Source organism: Plebeiibacterium marinum, from assembly GCF_026013615.1.
Classification (GTDB): Bacteria; Bacteroidota; Bacteroidia; order Bacteroidales; family Marinilabiliaceae; genus Saccharicrinis; species Saccharicrinis marinus_A.
In genome coordinates, this window is sequence record NZ_JAPDPI010000015.1 from 16,820 (window position 1) to 35,808 (window position 18,989).

General features: G+C 34.1%; 17 protein-coding genes and 2 tRNA genes. 10 read left to right on the forward strand and 9 right to left on the reverse strand.

Going from position 1 to position 18,989, the window contains the following annotated elements; genetic code table 11:
* Nucleotides 1–37: 37 nt before the first annotated feature.
* Both phoB and phoR read left to right on the forward strand, forming a co-directional pair.
* A complete protein-coding gene (gene phoB, locus OM074_RS08700) occupies nt 38–727 on the forward strand; it encodes a two-component system response regulator PhoB (RefSeq protein ID WP_301199075.1) in 690 nt (229 codons plus the stop codon).
* A gap of 20 nt (nt 728–747) precedes the next feature.
* Nucleotides 748–2,529 (forward strand): sensor histidine kinase, encoded by a 1,782-nt coding sequence (phoR, locus tag OM074_RS08705; protein ID WP_301199076.1) that lies wholly within the window; start codon nt 748–750, stop codon nt 2,527–2,529.
* An 80-nt stretch (nt 2,530–2,609) separates the two neighbouring features.
* Here phoR and OM074_RS08710 read toward each other — a convergent pair whose 3' ends face one another.
* Complete coding sequence (locus OM074_RS08710; protein ID WP_301199077.1) at nt 2,610–3,314, reverse strand: SAM-dependent methyltransferase; 705 nt, start codon at nt 3,312–3,314, stop codon at nt 2,610–2,612.
* A 104-nt stretch (nt 3,315–3,418) separates the two neighbouring features.
* Nucleotides 3,419–4,660, reverse strand: a complete 1,242-nt coding sequence (locus OM074_RS08715) for a glycoside hydrolase family 16 protein (protein ID WP_301199078.1) — start codon at nt 4,658–4,660, stop codon at nt 3,419–3,421.
* 157 nt (nt 4,661–4,817) lie between these two features.
* On the opposite strand from OM074_RS08715, the gene OM074_RS08720 reads away from it, so the two are divergent.
* A tRNA-Gly gene (locus OM074_RS08720) sits at nt 4,818–4,890 on the forward strand.
* A 38-nt stretch (nt 4,891–4,928) separates the two neighbouring features.
* Nucleotides 4,929–5,011: transfer RNA gene (locus OM074_RS08725), tRNA-Leu, on the forward strand.
* Here the strand turns inward: OM074_RS08725 and OM074_RS08730 are convergent.
* The 6 genes from OM074_RS08730 to OM074_RS08755 form a co-directional block, all read right to left on the reverse strand.
* Nucleotides 4,977–5,444: a heavy-metal-associated domain-containing protein gene (locus OM074_RS08730; RefSeq protein WP_301199079.1), complete on the reverse strand. Its 468-nt coding sequence runs from the start codon at nt 5,442–5,444 to the stop codon at nt 4,977–4,979. The two genes, OM074_RS08725 and OM074_RS08730, sit on opposite strands and share 35 nt — an antisense overlap.
* A gap of 103 nt (nt 5,445–5,547) precedes the next feature.
* Nucleotides 5,548–7,155 (reverse strand): efflux RND transporter periplasmic adaptor subunit, encoded by a 1,608-nt coding sequence (locus tag OM074_RS08735; protein WP_301199080.1) that lies wholly within the window; start codon nt 7,153–7,155, stop codon nt 5,548–5,550.
* 95 nt (nt 7,156–7,250) lie between these two features.
* Complete coding sequence (locus OM074_RS08740) at nt 7,251–8,477, reverse strand: TolC family protein (protein WP_301199081.1); 1,227 nt, start codon at nt 8,475–8,477, stop codon at nt 7,251–7,253.
* Nucleotides 8,478–8,560: 83 nt separating this feature from the next.
* On the reverse strand, nt 8,561–8,926 hold the full coding sequence (locus OM074_RS08745) for a four helix bundle protein (protein WP_301199082.1): 366 nt from the start codon (nt 8,924–8,926) through the stop codon (nt 8,561–8,563).
* A 72-nt stretch (nt 8,927–8,998) separates the two neighbouring features.
* Entirely contained in the window at nt 8,999–12,865 is a 3,867-nt protein-coding gene (locus OM074_RS08750) for an efflux RND transporter permease subunit (protein WP_301199083.1), read from the reverse strand.
* 132 nt (nt 12,866–12,997) lie between these two features.
* Nucleotides 12,998–13,375: an HYC_CC_PP family protein gene (locus OM074_RS08755; protein ID WP_301199084.1), complete on the reverse strand. Its 378-nt coding sequence runs from the start codon at nt 13,373–13,375 to the stop codon at nt 12,998–13,000.
* Between the two features lie 449 nt (nt 13,376–13,824).
* Here OM074_RS08755 and OM074_RS08760 point away from each other — a divergent pair, with 449 nt between their 5' ends.
* The 6 genes from OM074_RS08760 to OM074_RS08785 all read left to right on the forward strand — a co-directional run bounded on the left by OM074_RS08760 (nt 13,825) and on the right by OM074_RS08785 (nt 17,313).
* Nucleotides 13,825–14,334 carry a helix-turn-helix transcriptional regulator gene (locus tag OM074_RS08760; RefSeq protein WP_301199085.1) on the forward strand — a complete coding sequence of 170 codons (510 nt, stop codon included), beginning with the start codon at nt 13,825–13,827 and terminating at the stop codon, nt 14,332–14,334.
* On the forward strand, nt 14,331–14,981 hold the full coding sequence (locus tag OM074_RS08765) for a nucleotidyl transferase AbiEii/AbiGii toxin family protein (RefSeq protein WP_301199086.1): 651 nt from the start codon (nt 14,331–14,333) through the stop codon (nt 14,979–14,981). The genes OM074_RS08760 and OM074_RS08765 overlap by 4 nt, the downstream gene beginning before the upstream one ends.
* A 196-nt stretch (nt 14,982–15,177) precedes the next feature.
* Nucleotides 15,178–15,399, forward strand: coding sequence for a helix-turn-helix domain-containing protein (locus OM074_RS08770; protein WP_301199087.1), 222 nt, complete (start codon nt 15,178–15,180; stop codon nt 15,397–15,399).
* Between the two features lie 420 nt (nt 15,400–15,819).
* The gene (locus tag OM074_RS08775; protein WP_301199088.1) at nt 15,820–16,041 is read left to right on the forward strand and encodes a helix-turn-helix transcriptional regulator; all 222 of its coding nucleotides are present in this window, start codon (nt 15,820–15,822) and stop codon (nt 16,039–16,041) included.
* On the forward strand, nt 16,038–16,370 hold the full coding sequence (locus OM074_RS08780; protein ID WP_301191718.1) for a HipA N-terminal domain-containing protein: 333 nt from the start codon (nt 16,038–16,040) through the stop codon (nt 16,368–16,370). Before OM074_RS08775 ends, OM074_RS08780 begins: the two co-directional genes overlap by 4 nt.
* Entirely contained in the window at nt 16,363–17,313 is a 951-nt protein-coding gene (locus tag OM074_RS08785; RefSeq protein WP_301199089.1) for a HipA domain-containing protein, read from the forward strand. The genes OM074_RS08780 and OM074_RS08785 overlap by 8 nt, the downstream gene beginning before the upstream one ends.
* A 218-nt stretch (nt 17,314–17,531) precedes the next feature.
* Here the strand turns inward: OM074_RS08785 and OM074_RS08790 are convergent, their stop codons facing one another.
* Complete coding sequence (locus OM074_RS08790) at nt 17,532–18,638, reverse strand: hypothetical protein (RefSeq protein WP_301199090.1); 1,107 nt, start codon at nt 18,636–18,638, stop codon at nt 17,532–17,534.
* Nucleotides 18,639–18,989: the final 351 nt, after the last annotated feature.

The window sequence follows — 18,989 nt, forward strand, 5'->3', positions numbered from 1 at the left end:
GATTTTCTCGTATATTCGTGAAAATTCCAAAATTTTTATGACACAGGAAAGGAAAAGAATTTTAATAGTAGATGACGAAGAGGATCTTTGCGAAATTTTGCAATTTAATCTTGAAAGTGAAGGGTATGAAACTGACATAGCCTATTCGGCAGAAGAGGCCATGGAAAAAGATCCGGGCTCTTTTGACTTATTATTGCTTGATGTGATGATGGGGAAGATGTCGGGATTTAAAATGATAGATACTTTACGCAAAAACTTAAAAATCGATGTGCCGGTAATTTTTTTAACAGCAAAAAGTGCCGAAAACGATTTGCTAACAGGATTTAATCTTGGTGCTGATGATTATATCAGTAAACCTTATTCTTTAAAAGAGCTTATTGCTCGTGTAAAAGTAGTTTTAAGAAGAAATAAGGTTGTTCGGGATGAAATCGACACCAAGGTAATTCAAGTTGAGAATATGGTACTGGATCTCGAAAAAAAAGATTTAACCATCATCAACGACAGGGTAGAGTTAACTAAAAAAGAGTTTGAAATATTAAAACTGTTTTTCCAAAATCAAACAAAAGTTTTTTCTAGAGAAGAAATTTTACGCAAAATATGGGGCGATGATGTTGTTGTTACCGATAGAACCGTTGACGTTAACATTACCCGTCTCAGAAAAAAAATAAAGCAATATGGAGAGTATCTCAAAAACCGTCCAGGATTGGGGTACTATTTTGAAGTTTAACATTCATAAAAACCTGGTCTATGTCATTAAAATTTAATTACAAGAGAAAGTTATTTCTTTACTATTTCTCGATATTTTCTGTAATTACAGCTTCTTTTATTGCATTTCAGTATAACCGCGAAAAGCAATTCAGGATTGTACAGCTGGAAAATACACTAAATACGGTAACTGAATTAACCAACAATTTTATACACGAAAACAATTTAATATCTAATCACCAAATTAACCTGGTAGATTCATTGTTGAAGATTGTGCCGGCACAAGACACACGTGTAACAATTATTGATGATAAGGGAAAAGTACTATTTGATAGTTTTGTTGAAGATTACAAAACTATGGAAAACCATTTGAACAGGCCTGAAGTACAAAAAGCTAAATATTCGGATGTAAATGTTGGTTCTAACATCAGGCGGTCATCAACTACCGGTCAGGATTTTTATTATTACGCACATAGTTATAACAATTACTTTATTCGTGCAGCAGTAGTGTATGATATAAAAATCCAGAACTTTTTAAAGGCAGAAAGGCTCTTTTTAATATTTATAGGTTTTTTATTTGTAATTACATGGTTGATATTGCTTTATGTAACCGGAAAGATGAGTGATAGCATTACCAAATTAAAAGATTTTGCTATTCAGTTACAACAAAACAAACCAGTTAAAGATGATTATGAATTTCCAAATAATGAGCTGGGAGTAATAAGCAAGCAGATAGTTTCTATATATAAAACACTTACTGAGACAAAGAATGCACTTGCGTTAGAAAAGGAAAAACTGATTAAGCATTTATTTGTGTTAAATGAAGGAGTTGGCTTTTTTTCAAATCAAAAAAAATCAGTACTCACTAACACCTTTTTTGTACAGTATTTAAACTTAATTGCCGAGAAGTCATCCATTAATCCGGAACATATTTTTGAGATTTCAGAATTAAAAGAACTTCAAAAGTTTATAAAGAAACACGTTGAAAAAAACAAAGAAATTATTAATCCAAATAATCTTCCAAAACTTGAGTTTAAGATCAAGAAAGGGGGGTATTATTTTGAAATTAAATGTATTGTGTTTCAGGATAGAAGTTTTGAGATATTTATTAATGATATCACAAAACTAGAAAAGAGAAGGTTGCTTAAACAACAAATGACTTCTAATATAGCTCATGAATTAAAAACACCCGTGGCTTCAGTCAGGGGCTATCTTGAAACCATATTAAATAATAAAGATATTGGAACTGAAAAGAAGGATTATTTTATTGACAAGGCCTATCTGCAATCCAATAGACTCACATCGTTAATTGAGGATATCGTTGTTTTAAACAGGATTGAAGAAGAGGTAGATTATTTTGATTTTGAAGATTTATCGGTTTCTAAAATTGTAAATGATGTGGTTAATAATAGCGAAAGCTTAATTAAAGATCAGAATGCACAGATATTTTTTAGTATTGATGAAAATATTAAAGTTAAAGGTAATGGTTCCTTGATTACTTCTGTATTTCAGAATTTAATTGATAATTCATTATCCTATGCTGGAGAGAATGTGAAAATTAATATAGATATGTATCATGAAGATGATGAATTTTACTATTTTTCAGTGATTGATAATGGTGTTGGTATTCCGGAAGAGCATTTGTCAAGAATTTTTGAAAGATTTTACAGGGTTGATGCTGGACGATCACGCAAAAGCGGTGGTACAGGTTTAGGTTTAGCTATAGTAAAACATGCCATCAATGCCCATAAGGGAGAAGTATCTGTAAAAAACGCCTCTGAAGGAGGTGCGGAATTTTACTTTAGTTTGCCTAAAGCAAATTGAAATAGCAAATTGATTTTATATTATAAGAAAGGCAGTTCTTTACAGGATTGCCTTTCTTGTTTTTTCATAGTTTATCTTCTTTATCCCTGTATTAAAAAAATAGTAGGGCGTTTATGTAATTCTGGTAATTGGCCTTGCCACTGTGCTACTGTTTTCGTCTTTATAAATTCAGTTTCAAGTGTAATATCACAGGCAACACAAACTTTTGTCTTTGGACTGCATGTAGATAGAATATCTTTAAGTAAATGGTTGTTTCTATAAGGTGCTTCAATAAAAATTTGTGTTTGCTTTTCTCGAATAGAAATTCCTTCAAGGTGCTTAATCGCTTTTGCCCTATCTCCTGATTTGATTGGAATATATCCATGAAAGGCAAAACTTTGTCCATTCATACCTGAAGCCATTAGTGAAAGTAGGATAGAAGACGGTCCAACAAGTGGAATCACCCTAAGGTTTTGCTGATGTGCCATAGAAACCATTTCGGCTCCCGGATCTGCCACCCCCGGACACCCTGCTTCAGAAACAATACCAATATGATTCCCTTTTTTAGCTGCATTTAAAAAGCTTGCCTTTTGTTGTGCCGAAGTATGCTTGTTTAATACATAAAACGTCAATTCATCAATATTTATTGATTTATCAACTTTCTTTAAATATCGACGGGTTGTTCTAACATCTTCAACAATAAAATGCTTTATTTGCTTTAACAATAGGCAAACCTCTGATGGAATTACGCTTTCTATTGATGAATCTCCAAGCGTTGTGGGAATTAAGAATATGTTTCCTGACATAAAATTTATTTTTGGCAAAAATAAAAAAGGCTGCTTAAATTTTAAGCAGCCTTATGGAAATATTTTAAATAATATAATTGCAATCAAAAAAGAGGTTGATTCGCCTAATTTTGCTGATAACATCTAACCCAATCAATATCCATAGATATTGGCAGTTTTTCTGCTTTCGGTGCATCCGTAAAGTGAGTGCTCAATGTCAGGTACATTGGTGTTTGAGGAATATTTGAAGTTTGCTGATATACAGTAACTCCATTGATTTTCCATTCCAGCTTATCCTTTGCCCAGTCTAAAGTATAAATGAAAAAGTTATCAGGCGATCCTGGTATTTTCAGCTTTTCTATCTTTTGATTAATTTCATTTCCGTTACTCCAAAAATTGCCTGCTTCAAATTTATTTTTTCCGGCTTGTGGCGATTTTATAATGTTCACCTGTGGAGTCATTTTTTCAGATAACAACCAAAATGTATGGGCAGCAGGAGCTGTATGGCTGTATTTTATTTTTGCTTCAAATCGTCCAAATTGCTGACGAAAACTCTGTCCCGTACTAATTAAACCTGATGTAAATTCAAATTTTTTAGGAATGAATCCAAATTTAGTATCCCATATTTTCCCTTCACATTCTTCGTTTCTAGAAACAATTCTGGCACAACTATCCCGCAATTCAATATTTTCATTTTTAAAAAACTGCTGTTCATTAGCCTGAACATAGTTGTCATTCATTAATGCCTTACCCCAAAAATACCCGGTAATCCACTTTGAACTATCCAATTTGGTTCCATTGAAATCATCCTCAAATGTTAATGTCCATTTGCCTAATTCTTTAAATGAATTATGGTCTTTGGTTTTTACATACCAAATAATATCTTCACTTTTACTCAAAGATTTGAATTCCTCAATCAGCTGCCATTCTTTAGATTTTTGAAATCTTTTCTTATCATTCATCTCTGCCTTTTGGTTAGCAAATTCTGAAGATTCAACAATTTTTTTTAATTCAAGAAAAGTCTGTATTTCAGAAGTGGCTTTAAGTTCTTCAGCCTCTTCTATTTTCCCTTTGTTAATAAGCTTGATGTAGCGTTTTACATTGGAAGAACGTTTATGTTCTTTGAATTTTTTATATTGCTTAAATGCATCAGTATCTTTAAAACGTTCTTTTTTTAGTTTTGAAACAGTTTGTTTAAAATCGCCAGAATGAACAAGAGTGTCTAACTCATAATAACGCTTTACATCTTCAGAATTTTCAAGACTGTTAAAGCGTTCAAAATCTTTTTCCAAAACTTTTATTTCGTTCTCGTATTTCTCTGTTTTCGGGAATTTGCTTCCAAATAAGGTGTTAAAAATATTAGCCATTCTATTAGATGTTGTATTAAGTATTGCCAATTTGTACGCAATTAAGGAAAAAATGTTATTGGATACATGTATATATGAGTAAAAAATATTTTTTTTTGTTTTTTTTCGATGTAGAGATACAAGCAACGAATATTTTTATATTTTTGCAATCGCTAATGCGAAAATAGCTCAGTTGGTAGAGCACGACCTTGCCAAGGTCGGGGTCGCGGGTTCGAGTCCCGTTTTTCGCTCATGTCAAGGGTGATTTTTAATCACTCTTTTTTTTTCTGCCCAAGTGCTGAAATTGGTAGACAGGCACGGTTGAGGGCCGTGTGTCCTACGGACGTGCGGGTTCAAGTCCCGCCTTGGGCACAAAACAATAAACTTCCGACTGATTTAGTTCAGTTGGAAGTTTTTTTTGTTTAAGTGTTTCTTTAATGCTTATGCTTGCTATGGTCTTCCTTTTTTTTTCTGCTCTTTCATATTTGCAGCAACCTGGAAGTGAATTATAAGTCTCATCTTTGGCTTTGTGCATATCAGTATCATGTCCGGCTTTAGCAATTGCCATGTGAACTTTATGAACATCTGTTTTTGAAGAATCAAATGAGACTTCAATCATTTTGGTTTCTTTGTTCCAATCGGCAGCAGTTACGCCATCAACCAATTTTGCAGCTTTTTCAATACGGCTTTCGCACATGCCGCAGTTACCATACACTTTGAACTTTTCTGTTTTAGCTTGTCCAAATACTGTTGTTAAGCTCATTATAGCTATTACCATTGTTAAATAAATTGCTTTTGTTTTCATATTACATGTGTTTTTAATTAGTAAATGATTTGATGTTTTTTAAAGTTATGAGTTACGGGTTAGTCACTTTCACAACCCGTAACTCGTCATCCCACAACTGTTCTTATTTATCTCTTGTATATTGGCAGCAACCTGGTAGGCTGTTATAAACTTCATCGTCTGCCTTTTCTAGTTCTGTATCATAACCGGCTTGGGCTATTGCTTTATGAATTTCTGACAGTTTTACCTTATCTGAATTAAAGGAAACATGAATCATTTTGGTTTCCTGGCTCCAATCAGCTTCATTAACTCCGGCAAGGGTTTTAACGGCTGTTTCAATGGTCTCTTCGCACATGCCACAGTTTCCTGAAACTTTAAATGTCTCGTGTTGCAAATTAATGGTTGCGGGTTTTTCTTGTTGAACATTCATATTCATATTATCCATATCATGATGTTCGTGGCCTGTAGATGTTTTACCACTTTGAGGATTCATCATACTGTATTTTCCAGCTAACTGAGCTGCTGCATCAATTTTAAATACACCATTGGTTGCTATTTCTTCTCCTTCGGATAATCCATCAGCTACTACATAAAAAATACCGGCCTCTGCACCTAAGGTAATCTCGCGGTAAATAAAAGAAGCAGTCTCCCGTTCAGGAACTTTTACATATACCACAGCTCGTTTACCTGTCCAAAGGATGGATGATTTTGGAATAAGCAACTCATTGGTATTTTCGGCAATATTCGATTTAAGAATTCCGTTTGCGAACGTTTCAGGTTTCACTTGTTGTTTTGGATTATTTAATTCAACCCGAACCTGAGCTACTCTCGTTTGCGCATCAATAAATGGGTCGATGTAAGTAACTTTACCTTTAAATGTTTCACCCGGAACTGACTGAATAGTGAAGTCGATATTGTCTCCTTTCTTTATCCAGGGCAAGTCACTTTCGTATGCATCGAACATTACCCAAACCTTAGATAAATCAATTACCTCGAACAACGCTGAACCTTCTTTTACATAGTCACCAATGGCAACATGTCTTTTGGTTACTGTACCTGTAATTGGAGATAATATTTCAAAGTATGTTTTGGGTTCGCCATTGTTCTCGATGGCATCTATTTGTTCCTCTGTTAAATCCCAAAGCTTTAGTTTTGTGCGGGCTGCTTTATAAAATGAAGGATTAGAGCTTTTGTATTTAACAGCTTCCAATAATTCTTTTTGTGCAGTAATCAATTCAGGAGAATAAATAGTACCCAACTTTTGCCCTTTACTAACCTGTTGACCTGTATAATTGATGAATAGTTTCTCGATACGTCCTCCAAACCGGGCAGTTAATTCCGAAATTTTACGTTCATCGGCTTTTACTTTACCTAAAAGTTGAACGTTCTTTTCAGGTACACCACGCATAACAACTGTTGTTTGAACAGAAGCTAATGCTAATGCCGATTCTGTCATTTGTATTTCATTCGGGTCGATATGCTCACCTTCGGCAGTGCCTGTTTCCATAGGCACTAAGTCCATAGCACAAATAGGGCATAATCCCGGTTTATTCTGTTTTATCTGAGGGTGCATTGAGCAAGTGTAAACCGTTTCTTCAGCTTCGGAATGTTCCTCATGGTTATGTGTTGCTTCATTTCCCGAAGAATGAAAGAACAGCCAACCCAAAAATAAGCCTGCAACCAATGTGATTCCAATCAGCTTAATATCTCGTTTATTTATATATTGTTTCATCTGACTATGTTTTTAATCGTTTTTAAGATGTTAGAGGTTAGAATTTAGATGTTAGAGGAATTATTCTCTATCTTCTATTTTCTAATATCTACCTTCTATTTCCCTTGCATATACTCAATAAAAGCCACCGCAGCTTCTCTATCTGCAACAGCCTTATGCATTTCTAACTCATACTTTAAAAGCTTTCGTTCCATTCTTAAAATCTCCACAAAATCTATATTGTTTGTGGCGTAATTCGATTCCAGGATAGAAAGAGACTTTTGAGCCAATTCAGTTTGTTCCTGATAAAGTGAAAATCTACGATTAGCATCTTGATAATCTTTCCAAATACTCTCAAACAAAACGGTAAGCGTGTTTTGTTTATCCGATTTTTCAAAGCTTTTTGCTTCTTGCAGATAAATAACTTCCTGAACTTTGGCTTTATACTTTGAGCGATATAAAGGAATGCTAATCCCTACTGTTGGAAAAACAAAAGCATCCTGCCCGGCATTGCTTGTAGTTGAAATCCCTTCACCGATAAAAGCATACTCCAAACCAACAGAGAATTGTGGTAAACCTTCTTTTGTGGCTGACTTTTTACGGTACTCCAATCCTTCTAACTGATAGTCGAAAGAACTTAAAGCATTGTTGTTAGCCATAATGCTATCCAATTCCGTTTGCTTGGAGAGAAGAATACTTTCTGAAAGTTCAGTTGTAATTTGAATAACTGTTGCATCATCAACATTCAATAAGTTATTGAACTTCACCCTTAAAACAGTTGAATTGTCTCTTAACAAAGCCAAGTGATTTTCAAGGTCGTTGATTTCCATTTCAACCCTATAAGCATCAACAGCCGAAGCTAAACCGGATTCTACTTTAATATTTGCCAAATTTTTGAAGGATGACAAAATCTCGTTATTCTCCAATGTAATTCCTATTGCTTTTTCTGTAAAGAACAGGTTGTAATAAGTTGCTTTTACATCATAGAATAATTTCGATTTAGTCTCTTCAAACAGTTCGTATTTTGCTTTTGCCAAAGCTTCAACTGAATTTTCACGAGCAGATAAAGTACCAAACCAGGGGAACATTTGCGAAGCAGATATTTTAGCTTGCTGTGGACCCAGTCGTGTCTCTATTGGCTGTACAAAATAACCAAAAGCAACTGTTGGGTCTGGTAAAGCTCCAACTTGAGGAACTCTTTCCAATGCTGCCATGTACTCGTTGAATTGAGCTTTTAAGGCAGGATTGTTTTGGGCGGCAGTTTCAAGATAGTTTGTTAGATGCTCCTGAGCAAAAGCGGAGGTGCAAATAAATAGAGTGAGTATTTTTAATGTTGTTTTCATTGTATTTTTTGTTATGTGTTTCGAGTTACGGGTTACGAGTTGCGGGTTTGTTTGAAATCGCAACACGAAAACCCGCAACTCGGCTACGTTCTCCAATTTTTCTCTACATAATCAATGAAAGAATTTAATTTTCTTCCAAGGTTGTCGTACGCTTTTAATAAATCACCAACATCTACAAACTCACTATGCGTATCTTTCAAAAAATTCAAATGCACAATGGTTTCATCGCATGAAGAATGAGAATAGATTAGAAATCGAATGAAATCACCTTTGTATCTTTTCCTACCATATCCTTCTACAATATTTGATGTTATTGATTTTGATGATCTCCTAATTTGTGAACCTTCTTCATATAGCTCATATTTCGGGAGTTTTAAAGTTATTCTGTGAACTTCAACCGCCAGCTTGTATGATTCGTTGTAAATGTCTAAATCTCGGTAGCTTTTCATGATAAATTATTTTTGTTGCGGGTTACATGTTACGGGTTGCGTGTTGCAGGTTATGAGTTTTAAGTTACGGATTTAACTCGCAACCTGCTTGCTCGCAACTCGTTTTACTTTCCTCTCCTGCCACATACTCCACAACACCGGCACCACAAATATGGTCAGCACCGCAATCAACATACCTCCAACGGACGGAATTGCCATCGGAACCATTATATCTGAACCTTTACCTGTTGAAGTCAATACAGGCAATAGGGCAATAATGGTTGTTGCTGTAGTCATCATGGCTGGGCGCACTCTTTTTAATCCGGCTTCTAGTACAGTGGCCCTCACTTCCTGAACGGTTTCTGGTTCTTTTTTATCAAATAGCTGTTTAAGGTAGGTACTGATTAGCACCCCGTCATCGGTAGCAATACCGAACAAAGCGATGAAGCCAACCCAAACCGCAACACTCAGATTAATGGTGTGTATCTGAAACATATCCTGAACATGAATACCGCCTATTGAGAAGTTCATAAACCAAGACTGTCCATACAACCAAAGCATGATGAACCCGCCAGAAAAAGCAACAAAGATTCCGGTAAAGATTAAACTTGCTGCTGTTACCGAACGGAATTGCAAGTATAGAATAAGGAAGATTACTATTAGCGAAATTGGGATTACTATCATAAGCCTTTTAGTAGCCCTGATTTGATTTTCGTAATTCCCTGTGAACTTATAGTTTACACCTGAAGGAACATTGAAAACACCTTGTTTTATTTTTTCATTCAAATAACCCTGTGTGTTTTCAACCACGTCAACCTCTGCATATCCCTCTTTTTTATCGAAAATTACATAGCCAACTAAAAAGGTGTTTTCGCTCTTAATCAGTTGCGCACCACGAGTGTAAGTAATAGTAGCAAGCTCACCCAACGGCACTTGAACGCCCGAAGGTGTTGCCACCAATATCTTTTTCAAATCTTCGGGATTATCCCTGTATTCTCGAGCATAACGAACACGAACAGGGAAGCGCTCACGACCTTCAACCGTTGATGTGAGTTTCATTCCGCCAATAGCACTACTCAAAGTCATCTGTAAATCGGCTATGGTTAAGCCGTAGCGAGAAATGGCTGTTCTGTCAATATCAAGCTCTAAATACGGTTTACCCACTACACGGTCGGCAAAAACTGACATTGGTTCAACTCCCTCTACATGTTTTAAATGGTTCTCCAATTCATAACCAACCTTTTCAATTGTTTCAAGGTCTGGTCCAAAAACTTTTATTCCCATTGGTGCGCGCATACCAGTTTGCAGCATGACCAATCGTGTTTGAATAGGTTGAAGCTTCGGAGCAGAAGTTAATCCCGGAATACTTGATTGCTTTACAATCTCATCCCAAATATCGCTTGGTGATGAAATGTGTTCACGCCATTGCCTAAAGTATTCACCCGATTTATCTTCAATCAACTGCTTTCGCTCAATTACTCTGAAATCATCTGTTTCAGGATTGTAAGTTGAACCATCAGCTAAAACAAAAGCACCTTCTTTATCAGTTTTAAATCGAATACGATGACCATTTTCATCCAATAGGTATTCCGATTTGTAATTGATAACATTCTCGTACATGGAAGTAGGAGCAGGGTCAAGAGCCGAATTTACACGTCCCCATTTGCCGATTACATTTTCAACTTCGGGAATAGCGTTCACCTTCTTGTCCAACATGCGGATAACCTCCAAGTTTTCTTCGATACCCGAATGAGGCATTGTTGTTGGCATTAACAGGTATGAACCTTCATCGAGGGCAGGCATAAACTCCTTACCAATGCCCGGAAAAGTTTCACTAAATGATTGCCAAGAATCACTTTCTTTAATACAGTCAGGCATAAATGAAAGAACCTTATTAGCACCTTGCCAACTTAGTAATCCAAATAGTATTACAATAATTGGAATGCTTAAAAATTGCCATTTATTAGCCAAAGCCCAGGTTAATATCCTTGGATAAACCCGAACAACCAATAGCATTGCTGTTAAAATCACTCCAATTAATATTCCTGAAAAAATCAGATTTGAGGCATCGCTGTTTTGTGCGCCTAATGGCATCCATTGCTTGGTTAGCAGCCAAACGACTATTAAAGCTACTATACCAATATTAATATAGTTAGGGAACTCTTTACGAGAATATAAGCGCAAGAACCAATTCGTTTGCTTCTTCGTTTTTTTATCGGTACTATTTCTCTCAATATTAAAACCCTCTGTGAGGGCAAGTAAATTGTTTACTCCAATAGTTACTATTGCAATTGCAATAAATACTTTACCAAAGAATAGGAAGCTGATACCAAGTAATACTAAAATTCCATTTAGTATCTGTTTGGTTTTTTTCTTATCAATCTTAATTGAGAAAATAAGATGTGCCATTGCAGGTATTATAGTCAAGCCAATAATCAATGCTGAAATCATGGCAAAGGTTTTGGTGAATGCCAATGGTCTGAACAGCTTCCCTTCGGCAGCTTGCATCGCAAATACAGGCAAGAAACTAACTATGGTTGTGGTTAAAGCTGTAATTACTGCCGGAGCAACTTCTACGGTTGATTCATAGATTACGTTCAATAGCTTTTTACCCTTGTTTTCAATCATCTCGACATGCCGGATAATATTCTCAGTAAATACGACACCTACATCAACCATTACTCCAATGGCAATGGCAATACCCGAAAGAGCCACAATATTGGCATCTACACCAAATCTGCGCATGGCTATAAAAGTCATTAGAACCCCAATGGGCAATAGGCTTGATATTAGAAATGATGCACGAAGATTAAGTACCAGGATAATGATTACAATGATACTAATTAGCACCTCTAAAGAAAGGGCTTCTTCAAGTGTACCAAGGGTTTCTTTAATTAAACCCGTACGGTCGTAAAACGGAACAATGGTAACTTTAGAAACTGTACCATCATCTAAGATTTTAGAAGGTAACCCCGTTGATATTTCACCTATCTTATCTTTTACATTATTAATAACCTCCAAAGGGTTTGCGCCATATCTGGCTACAACCACACCACCAACAGCTTCCACACCGCCTTTGTCTAAACCACCTCTACGGGTAGCTGGCCCAAAGCTCACATTTGCCACATCTTTAATACGAATTGGAATGTTATTCTTAACACTCACAACACTCATTTCAATATCTTCAAGACTTTTGATGTAACCCAATGCACGAATTAAATACTCGGCACGATTAAACTCAATGGTTCTTGCACCAATATCGAGGTTACTCTTTTTAACTGCATTCATAATTTGAGTAACTGTAACGCCGTGGGCTTTCATGGCATTCGGGTCTATGTCAATCTGATATTCCTTAACAAATCCTCCAATAGAAGCAACCTCAGAAACACCTTTGGCAGAAGTTAATCCATACTTTACATAGAAGTCTTGAATGGTTCTTAGTTCGTGGGGATCCCATCCGCCATTTGGATTGCCTTTTTTGTCCCGACCTTCGAGTGTGTACCAATAAATCTGACCAAGAGCAGTCGCATCTGGTCCTAACGAAGGTGTTACACCTTCAGGTAATGTTCCACTTGGAAGGGAATTGAGTTTTTCTAAAATTCGTGTTCTACTCCAATAAAACTCCACATCTTCATCAAAAATGATGTAGATACTTGATAATCCAAAAATAGAATTACTACGGATAGTTTGAACACCAGGGATTCCTAATAATGCTGTCGTTAGCGGATATGAAATCTGGTCTTCAATATCTTGCGGTGACTGTCCTGCCCATTCTGTGTAAACGATTTGTTGGTTTTCACCAATATCAGGAATGGCATCAACAGGAACCGGGTCGGTTGGAAGAAATCCTGTCTCCCAATTAAATGGTGACGAAACAACACCCCATGCAATGAATATTGCAAGAAGTAAAAACGTCACCAACTTGTTCTCTAAAAAGAACTTTATGATTTTATTCAACATGATTACTTTTTTTACAGTTTCTAGTTGCGGGTTACGAGGTAACAAGTTTCCTGTTTCGGGTAGACGAATTATCAAATCCAATCAACCCGTAACTCTCAACAAATATTTAAGTTACAGTAAAAAAGTAATCAATCAACAAAGGTATGTCTGCAATAAAGCAAGGCGGGTCTGAATTGTCGGGGGTGGCGATGAATCATAAAAAGCAACTTGCTCAATTTCTTCATCAATTGACAAATCAAAATTTAAAACAAAAAGAATTGGGAATAGAATATCTAGTTCTAAGGTTTGAACATTATTAACCTGAACCGGACTCACATAATCGTCTTCCACTTCAAAATGAACAGTTTTGTTCTCGCAGCATCCTCCCATTTCATCGCAACAGGATTTTGCTTCTTTATTAATTGAAGTTGAGACCAATTCGCCACCGCAATAATGCATAGAAAGCGTTACTCCAGCGGTAGAAACCAACAAGAATAAAGCAAATATGATATGTGATATTTTTCTAAGCATTACAATTAATATTCTTTACAAAGAAACAACAATTTATACAAATTGTTTATTGCCAATCATCTATTTTTTTTAAAAAAAATAGTAATCAATGAATAGCTTACTTTCCGACACAAAATTTTCTAAAAAAACTGACAACCGGTGGGTTATAAAGAATAAGTTGTTAAAATGCTGTAAAGACATTTATTTTTAGATAATTTAATGATTGGTTTTAAATCTTGGGTATTGATATTTATATGTTTTATTTGCTGTTTAACTTTTTCATCCAATCTCATAAATTAATAAATATGAAATTTGGTTACACCAAGGGTTATAAATAAAAGTGAGGCTTATTTTTATGGGGCCGGAGTTCAAAGAAAAGAATATTGGTAAATGATAATTATTATACAACTAAACAAATTTGTTTAGTTTTGTGATAATATGTATTTTTGAGCAGATAAAATTACTGAAGTATGTTACCGGAATTAAATAAAATAAAAGGGATTCATCCTGGAGCCATCTTGAACAGAGAGATAAAAAAGAGAGGATTGAAGAATAAGGATTTTGCATCTATGGTTAATGAACATGCTCAAACTATTAGTGCGATAATTAAAGAGAAAAGAGGAGTAAATCCTAAATTATCTATAAAGTTGGGAATGAATCTTGGGGTGGATGTTGATTATTTTATGTTGCTGCAGGCGAGTTACGATGTAAAACAAGCAAGCATTTCAGAAATTGTAAGTAAAACACCTGATTTAAATAAGATTAGAAAAATTCTGTTTTGGGATACAGATTTTGATAAGATTGATTGGCAAAGAAATAAAAGAGCAATCATTAAAAGAGTATTTGAAAGAGGTAATGAAACTGAAATAAAAGAGATTCTTAAATTTTATGGAAAAGAAACTGTTAAAGCTGAGATAGAAAATATAAAAGAAAGTTACTTAACTTCATTTGCTCTAAATATTGACAGATATCTCAGATGAAGATTTATAAAGAAACAGTTTCAGATTTACTATGGGAAACTTTAAATAAATTAATGAATCTAAAAGAATTAGAATCTTTTAGATTAGTTGGGGGTACTTCGTTAAGTTTATTATTAGGACATCGAATTTCTATTGATATTGATTTGTTTACAGATTCTGAATATAAATCGATTGATTTTATTGAAATAGATAAGGTGTTTCAAAATTCATTTACTTATGTAGATTATGGTTTTGGAGGTAATGATAGTATGGGAAAATCATACCTTGTTGGAAATAACAAAAATGAAGCAATAAAAGTAGATTTGTTTTATACAGATCCATTTGTATATCCAATGATAATTAATCAAGGAATTAGGCTTTCCCAATTGGAAGAAATAGTGGCTATGAAACTTGAAGTCATTGGTCATAATGGAAGGAAAAAAGATTTTTGGGATATTCATGAACTAACGAATCGTTTTACAATAAAAGATATGTTAGACTTTTATGAAAAAAGATATCCATATAGTTATACAAGAGAAGAAATTATTGCAAAATTAACAGACTTTGAGTTGGCGGATTCAGATTTAGATCCAATATGTCTAAAAGGAAAGTATTGGGAATTAATTAAATTGGATATTGAAGAAGCTGTAAAAGAATGTTTATTGTGATATTAGGAATGCTATAATAAAGAAGTGTTTACCTTTGTCTCTTCTTAATTTAAATTTACGTCTTTTATCCCAAGATAATCCTTTAAGATTTTTCGTATTATATGTAAATACATATAGATATTGTGTGGAATTATTAATTATATGTGAAAGCGTATAATTTTAGCTATATTTGAATAATTATATTTAAATGCATATAATGAAGAGTCTAGCAGAATTTGTAAAAGAAAGAAGAAAAGAGGTGAATTTTACTCAAGAGGAATTTGCGGATAGGGCGGGAGTAGCTTTAACTGTTTTAAGGAAAATTGAACAAGGAAAAAGTAATTTAAATCTAGATAAGGTAAACCAGGTGCTTGCAATGTTTGGACATGAGTTAGCTCCAGTTAGTTCAAAAGAGGTTAATAATATTTCTAATAAATGAGAAGCTAAAGTTTTATATAATGAATAATTCTACAGGTATTATATTCAAATAAATATAAAGAACTAATGCTTTCAGTATGGTCATTTAACCATCTTGCAAATCAAATATCCGCTTCCGTTGCACGTCTACTTTCCGATACAAAATTTTCTAAACGCTGAAAATGAGAATGATGTGAGGGTTGGGTTGTAAAAATAGTGTAAAGAATCTTGGGATTTATTTTTTCAATTATAGCAAAATAACATCTGAAGTTACTTCACTGGTTATTTCTCCAATGACAAACATAGTCATTATATAATTTAAAATCATTCCTCAATATCTATTTTATATGCAAATACATATAAATACAATAAAAAGTAGATGATTATATGAGAAAGCATATAATTTTAGCTATATTTGAGTGATTATATTTAAAGGCATATAATGAAGAGTTTAGCAGAATTTGTAAAAGAAAGAAGAAAAGAGGTGAATCTTACTCAAGAGGAATTTGCAGATAGGGCAGGAGTAGCTTTAACTGTTATAAGGAAAATTGAACAAGGAAAAAGTAATTTAAATCTCGATAAGGTTAATCAAGTGCTTGCTATGTTTGGTCATGAGTTAGCTCCTGTTAGTTCAAAAGAGGTTAATAATATTTCTAATCAATGAGAAAAGCTAAAGTTTTATATAATGATAAATTGGCCGGTATTCTCATTGAGAATAATGATGGAGATTACATTTTTACTTATGATAAGGATTATGTAATAAATTATCCGGATCACTTTTTAACCTTTACAATGCCGGTTAGGGGCCAGGAATATAAATCCAACAGGCTTTTTCCTTTTTTTGAGGGACTAATTCCAGAAGGATGGTTGTTAGAAATAGCTTCAAATAGCTGGAAGATAAATAAAAATGATCGGATGGGATTATTATTAGCTTGTTGTCAAAATTGTATTGGCGCAGTGAGTGTTGTTCCTTTAAAAGAAGAAGATGAGTAAAAAATGCTTGTATTGTTATAAGAATATTGATGGAGAAGGTGAGTTTCATAAATCTTGCAGCCAACGCTTCTTTGGTACAGTCAGGCCACCCATCATTCCCTATGGTCTGGATAAAATGTCAGAGTTAGCAAAAAATGTTGTTGAACGCAGTGTGACAGTTCCAGGTGTACAACCAAAGCTTTCAATGAGTGTAGTTGAAGACTCCAGAGATAAAACAGATAATAGATTGACTGTTGTTGGTGCATTAGGTGGTAATTATATATTTAAACCTGCTTCTGAAGACTATCCGGAAATGCCAGCCAATGAACATTTGACAATGCGAATTGCAGAAAGTTTTGGAATTAATGTAGTTCCATCGAGTTTAATCAGGTTACAATCAGGTGAGCTTTCTTATATTACCAAACGAATTGACCGAACAGAAAAAGGAGATAAGATACATATGCTGGAAATGTTTCAAATAACCGAAGCCTTTGATAAATATAAAGGTTCAATGGAAAAAATTGGAAAGGCGCTCAGTGAATATTCTGCTAATCCTTTATTGGATAAATTATTTCTTTTTGAACTGACCCTCTTTTGTTTTTTGACAGGCAATAATGATATGCATCTTAAAAATTTCTCAATGATTTTATCTAATGGGAAATGGATATTAGCACCTGCATATGATTTATTAAATGTGTCCATTGTTCTTCCTGAAGATACAGAGGAATTAGCTTTAACATTAGGGGGTAAGAAGAAAAAACTAAACAGGAAATTATTCAATAATTTTGGTGAGGATTTGGGATTATATGAAAAGCAGATTAATGGTGTATATAAACGTTATTTAAAGAATAGACCCAAAGCTATAAAGTGGATAAGTGAATCATTTCTTTCAATGGAAATGCAAAATAGTTATCTGGAAATAATTGATTATAGATATTCAATTATTTATGATAAAACTTCATAAGGAAATCTAGATATAAATAATTTTTAAATAAATAAGGCTTTGGGTATTACATTTATAATTATAACAGAATCAATTTTTTTGATGAAATTAATATTTATAAAAGAGGGTGTAGCATAAGTATATTTATCATTTTATGAAATATTGATATCTGAATAAAGAAGTTTTTTTCGGTTTTTATTAAAGAAGTATGATTATCATAATCATATAAAAACAAGACATTAAAATATAAGTCGGTCAATATCTGTTAAAAATTCATCTTCTTTTCTAATTAAAGGATTATACCAATCAGCTTTCTGTTTTGCCCATGTTAACCAGTTTTTAAGCTCATCTGTTAATGAGTTGGTTTCAATTGCTCTCTTTTCAATTTCATTGATGTAATTATTAAGAATATTACTTTTATGCCATGAATTAGATTCCTTAAATAGTAGTTTCACATCATCTAATTCTTGCTTTTTACGTGCTTCTAATTCTTTTTTTAAGCGTTCTTGTTCTTCATATTTTGCCCAATTAATTTCTCGCTGTATGCGGTCTTCTTTTTCTTTTTGACCAAGGTATTCAAGGTGAGCTAAAATATCCGGAAGCATTTCTTCAAGGGTATTTTTACCATCCATGAATTCCTTTACGTGTATCCATCCAATTTTTAAAATAAGTTTGTCGGTGGGGAAGTAGTTGTTTGTATTCCAATTGTTTTTATCTACTGTTTTTTCAATCCTCAGTTTCTCTCGAATAGCAATTGCAATTTCTTCGCCCTCAACAATAGCATAAGTAGAATCATTTCGAACCTTTATATCATGACCTCTTAAACGCAATAGTTTAATAAGGCTATTGAAAAAGCGTAATGCCCTGCTTACATTCGATGGAGCAACTTTAATGCTAATTTCACCATAGTAGGTGTGTACTAATCCATCAGACCAGCTTCCTGTTTCTTTTTTAATAAGTGTTTTTTGAGCTTGCGCAACTAGTTTATCAGGATTTGATAATCTTGATTGCACCTTAAAGATATCCTGATTAAGTTGATTGTAGCTTTTTCTTAATCGTTTAATTCTTGAAATGGGGGAATCCTTTGGATTATGTTCCTCTTCTCTATCTGAAAGGTCAATCTTTTCAATACCTGATGGATTATCTTTGGGAAGTTTTTTCCTGGTCACAGGTTTATTGTATTGTAGCTTTTGCCAATAGCCAACTTCCGGTAGGGGTATGTTGAGTTTTTTGCAACGCTTTCTTAAGCCATTATCGGAGATATTGTACTTTTTTGCCAATCGGCTTAACGGTTCTTTCCAAACCAGTTCGTAAAATTCCTGACGTGTAAATTCTGTTTTTTTCATGATGAATCAATTACTTCTTAAAAGTATCTTTGTTTCAGTAGTATAACTACCATAAAATAAGAAAGTATATGTTACGCCACTTTAAAAATATGTATGTAAGAGTAGTTAGGCTACTCAAATTTCCATCAAAATAAAGAACCCACTAATCAAGGAAACCATGGTGTCAATCAAACCCATTACCAATAATATATAAAATGCTACTTTCAACCATGATTTATAAGTAAGTTTTGCAACAGCGGATACTGGGGATTTGGAGGATATCAAATATTTATCCTATTTCAATACCCGCAATATCTGCTGCGTTCGACAAAGCTCAAATGAGTTTGATTTCAATACTCTCATGCACAATGT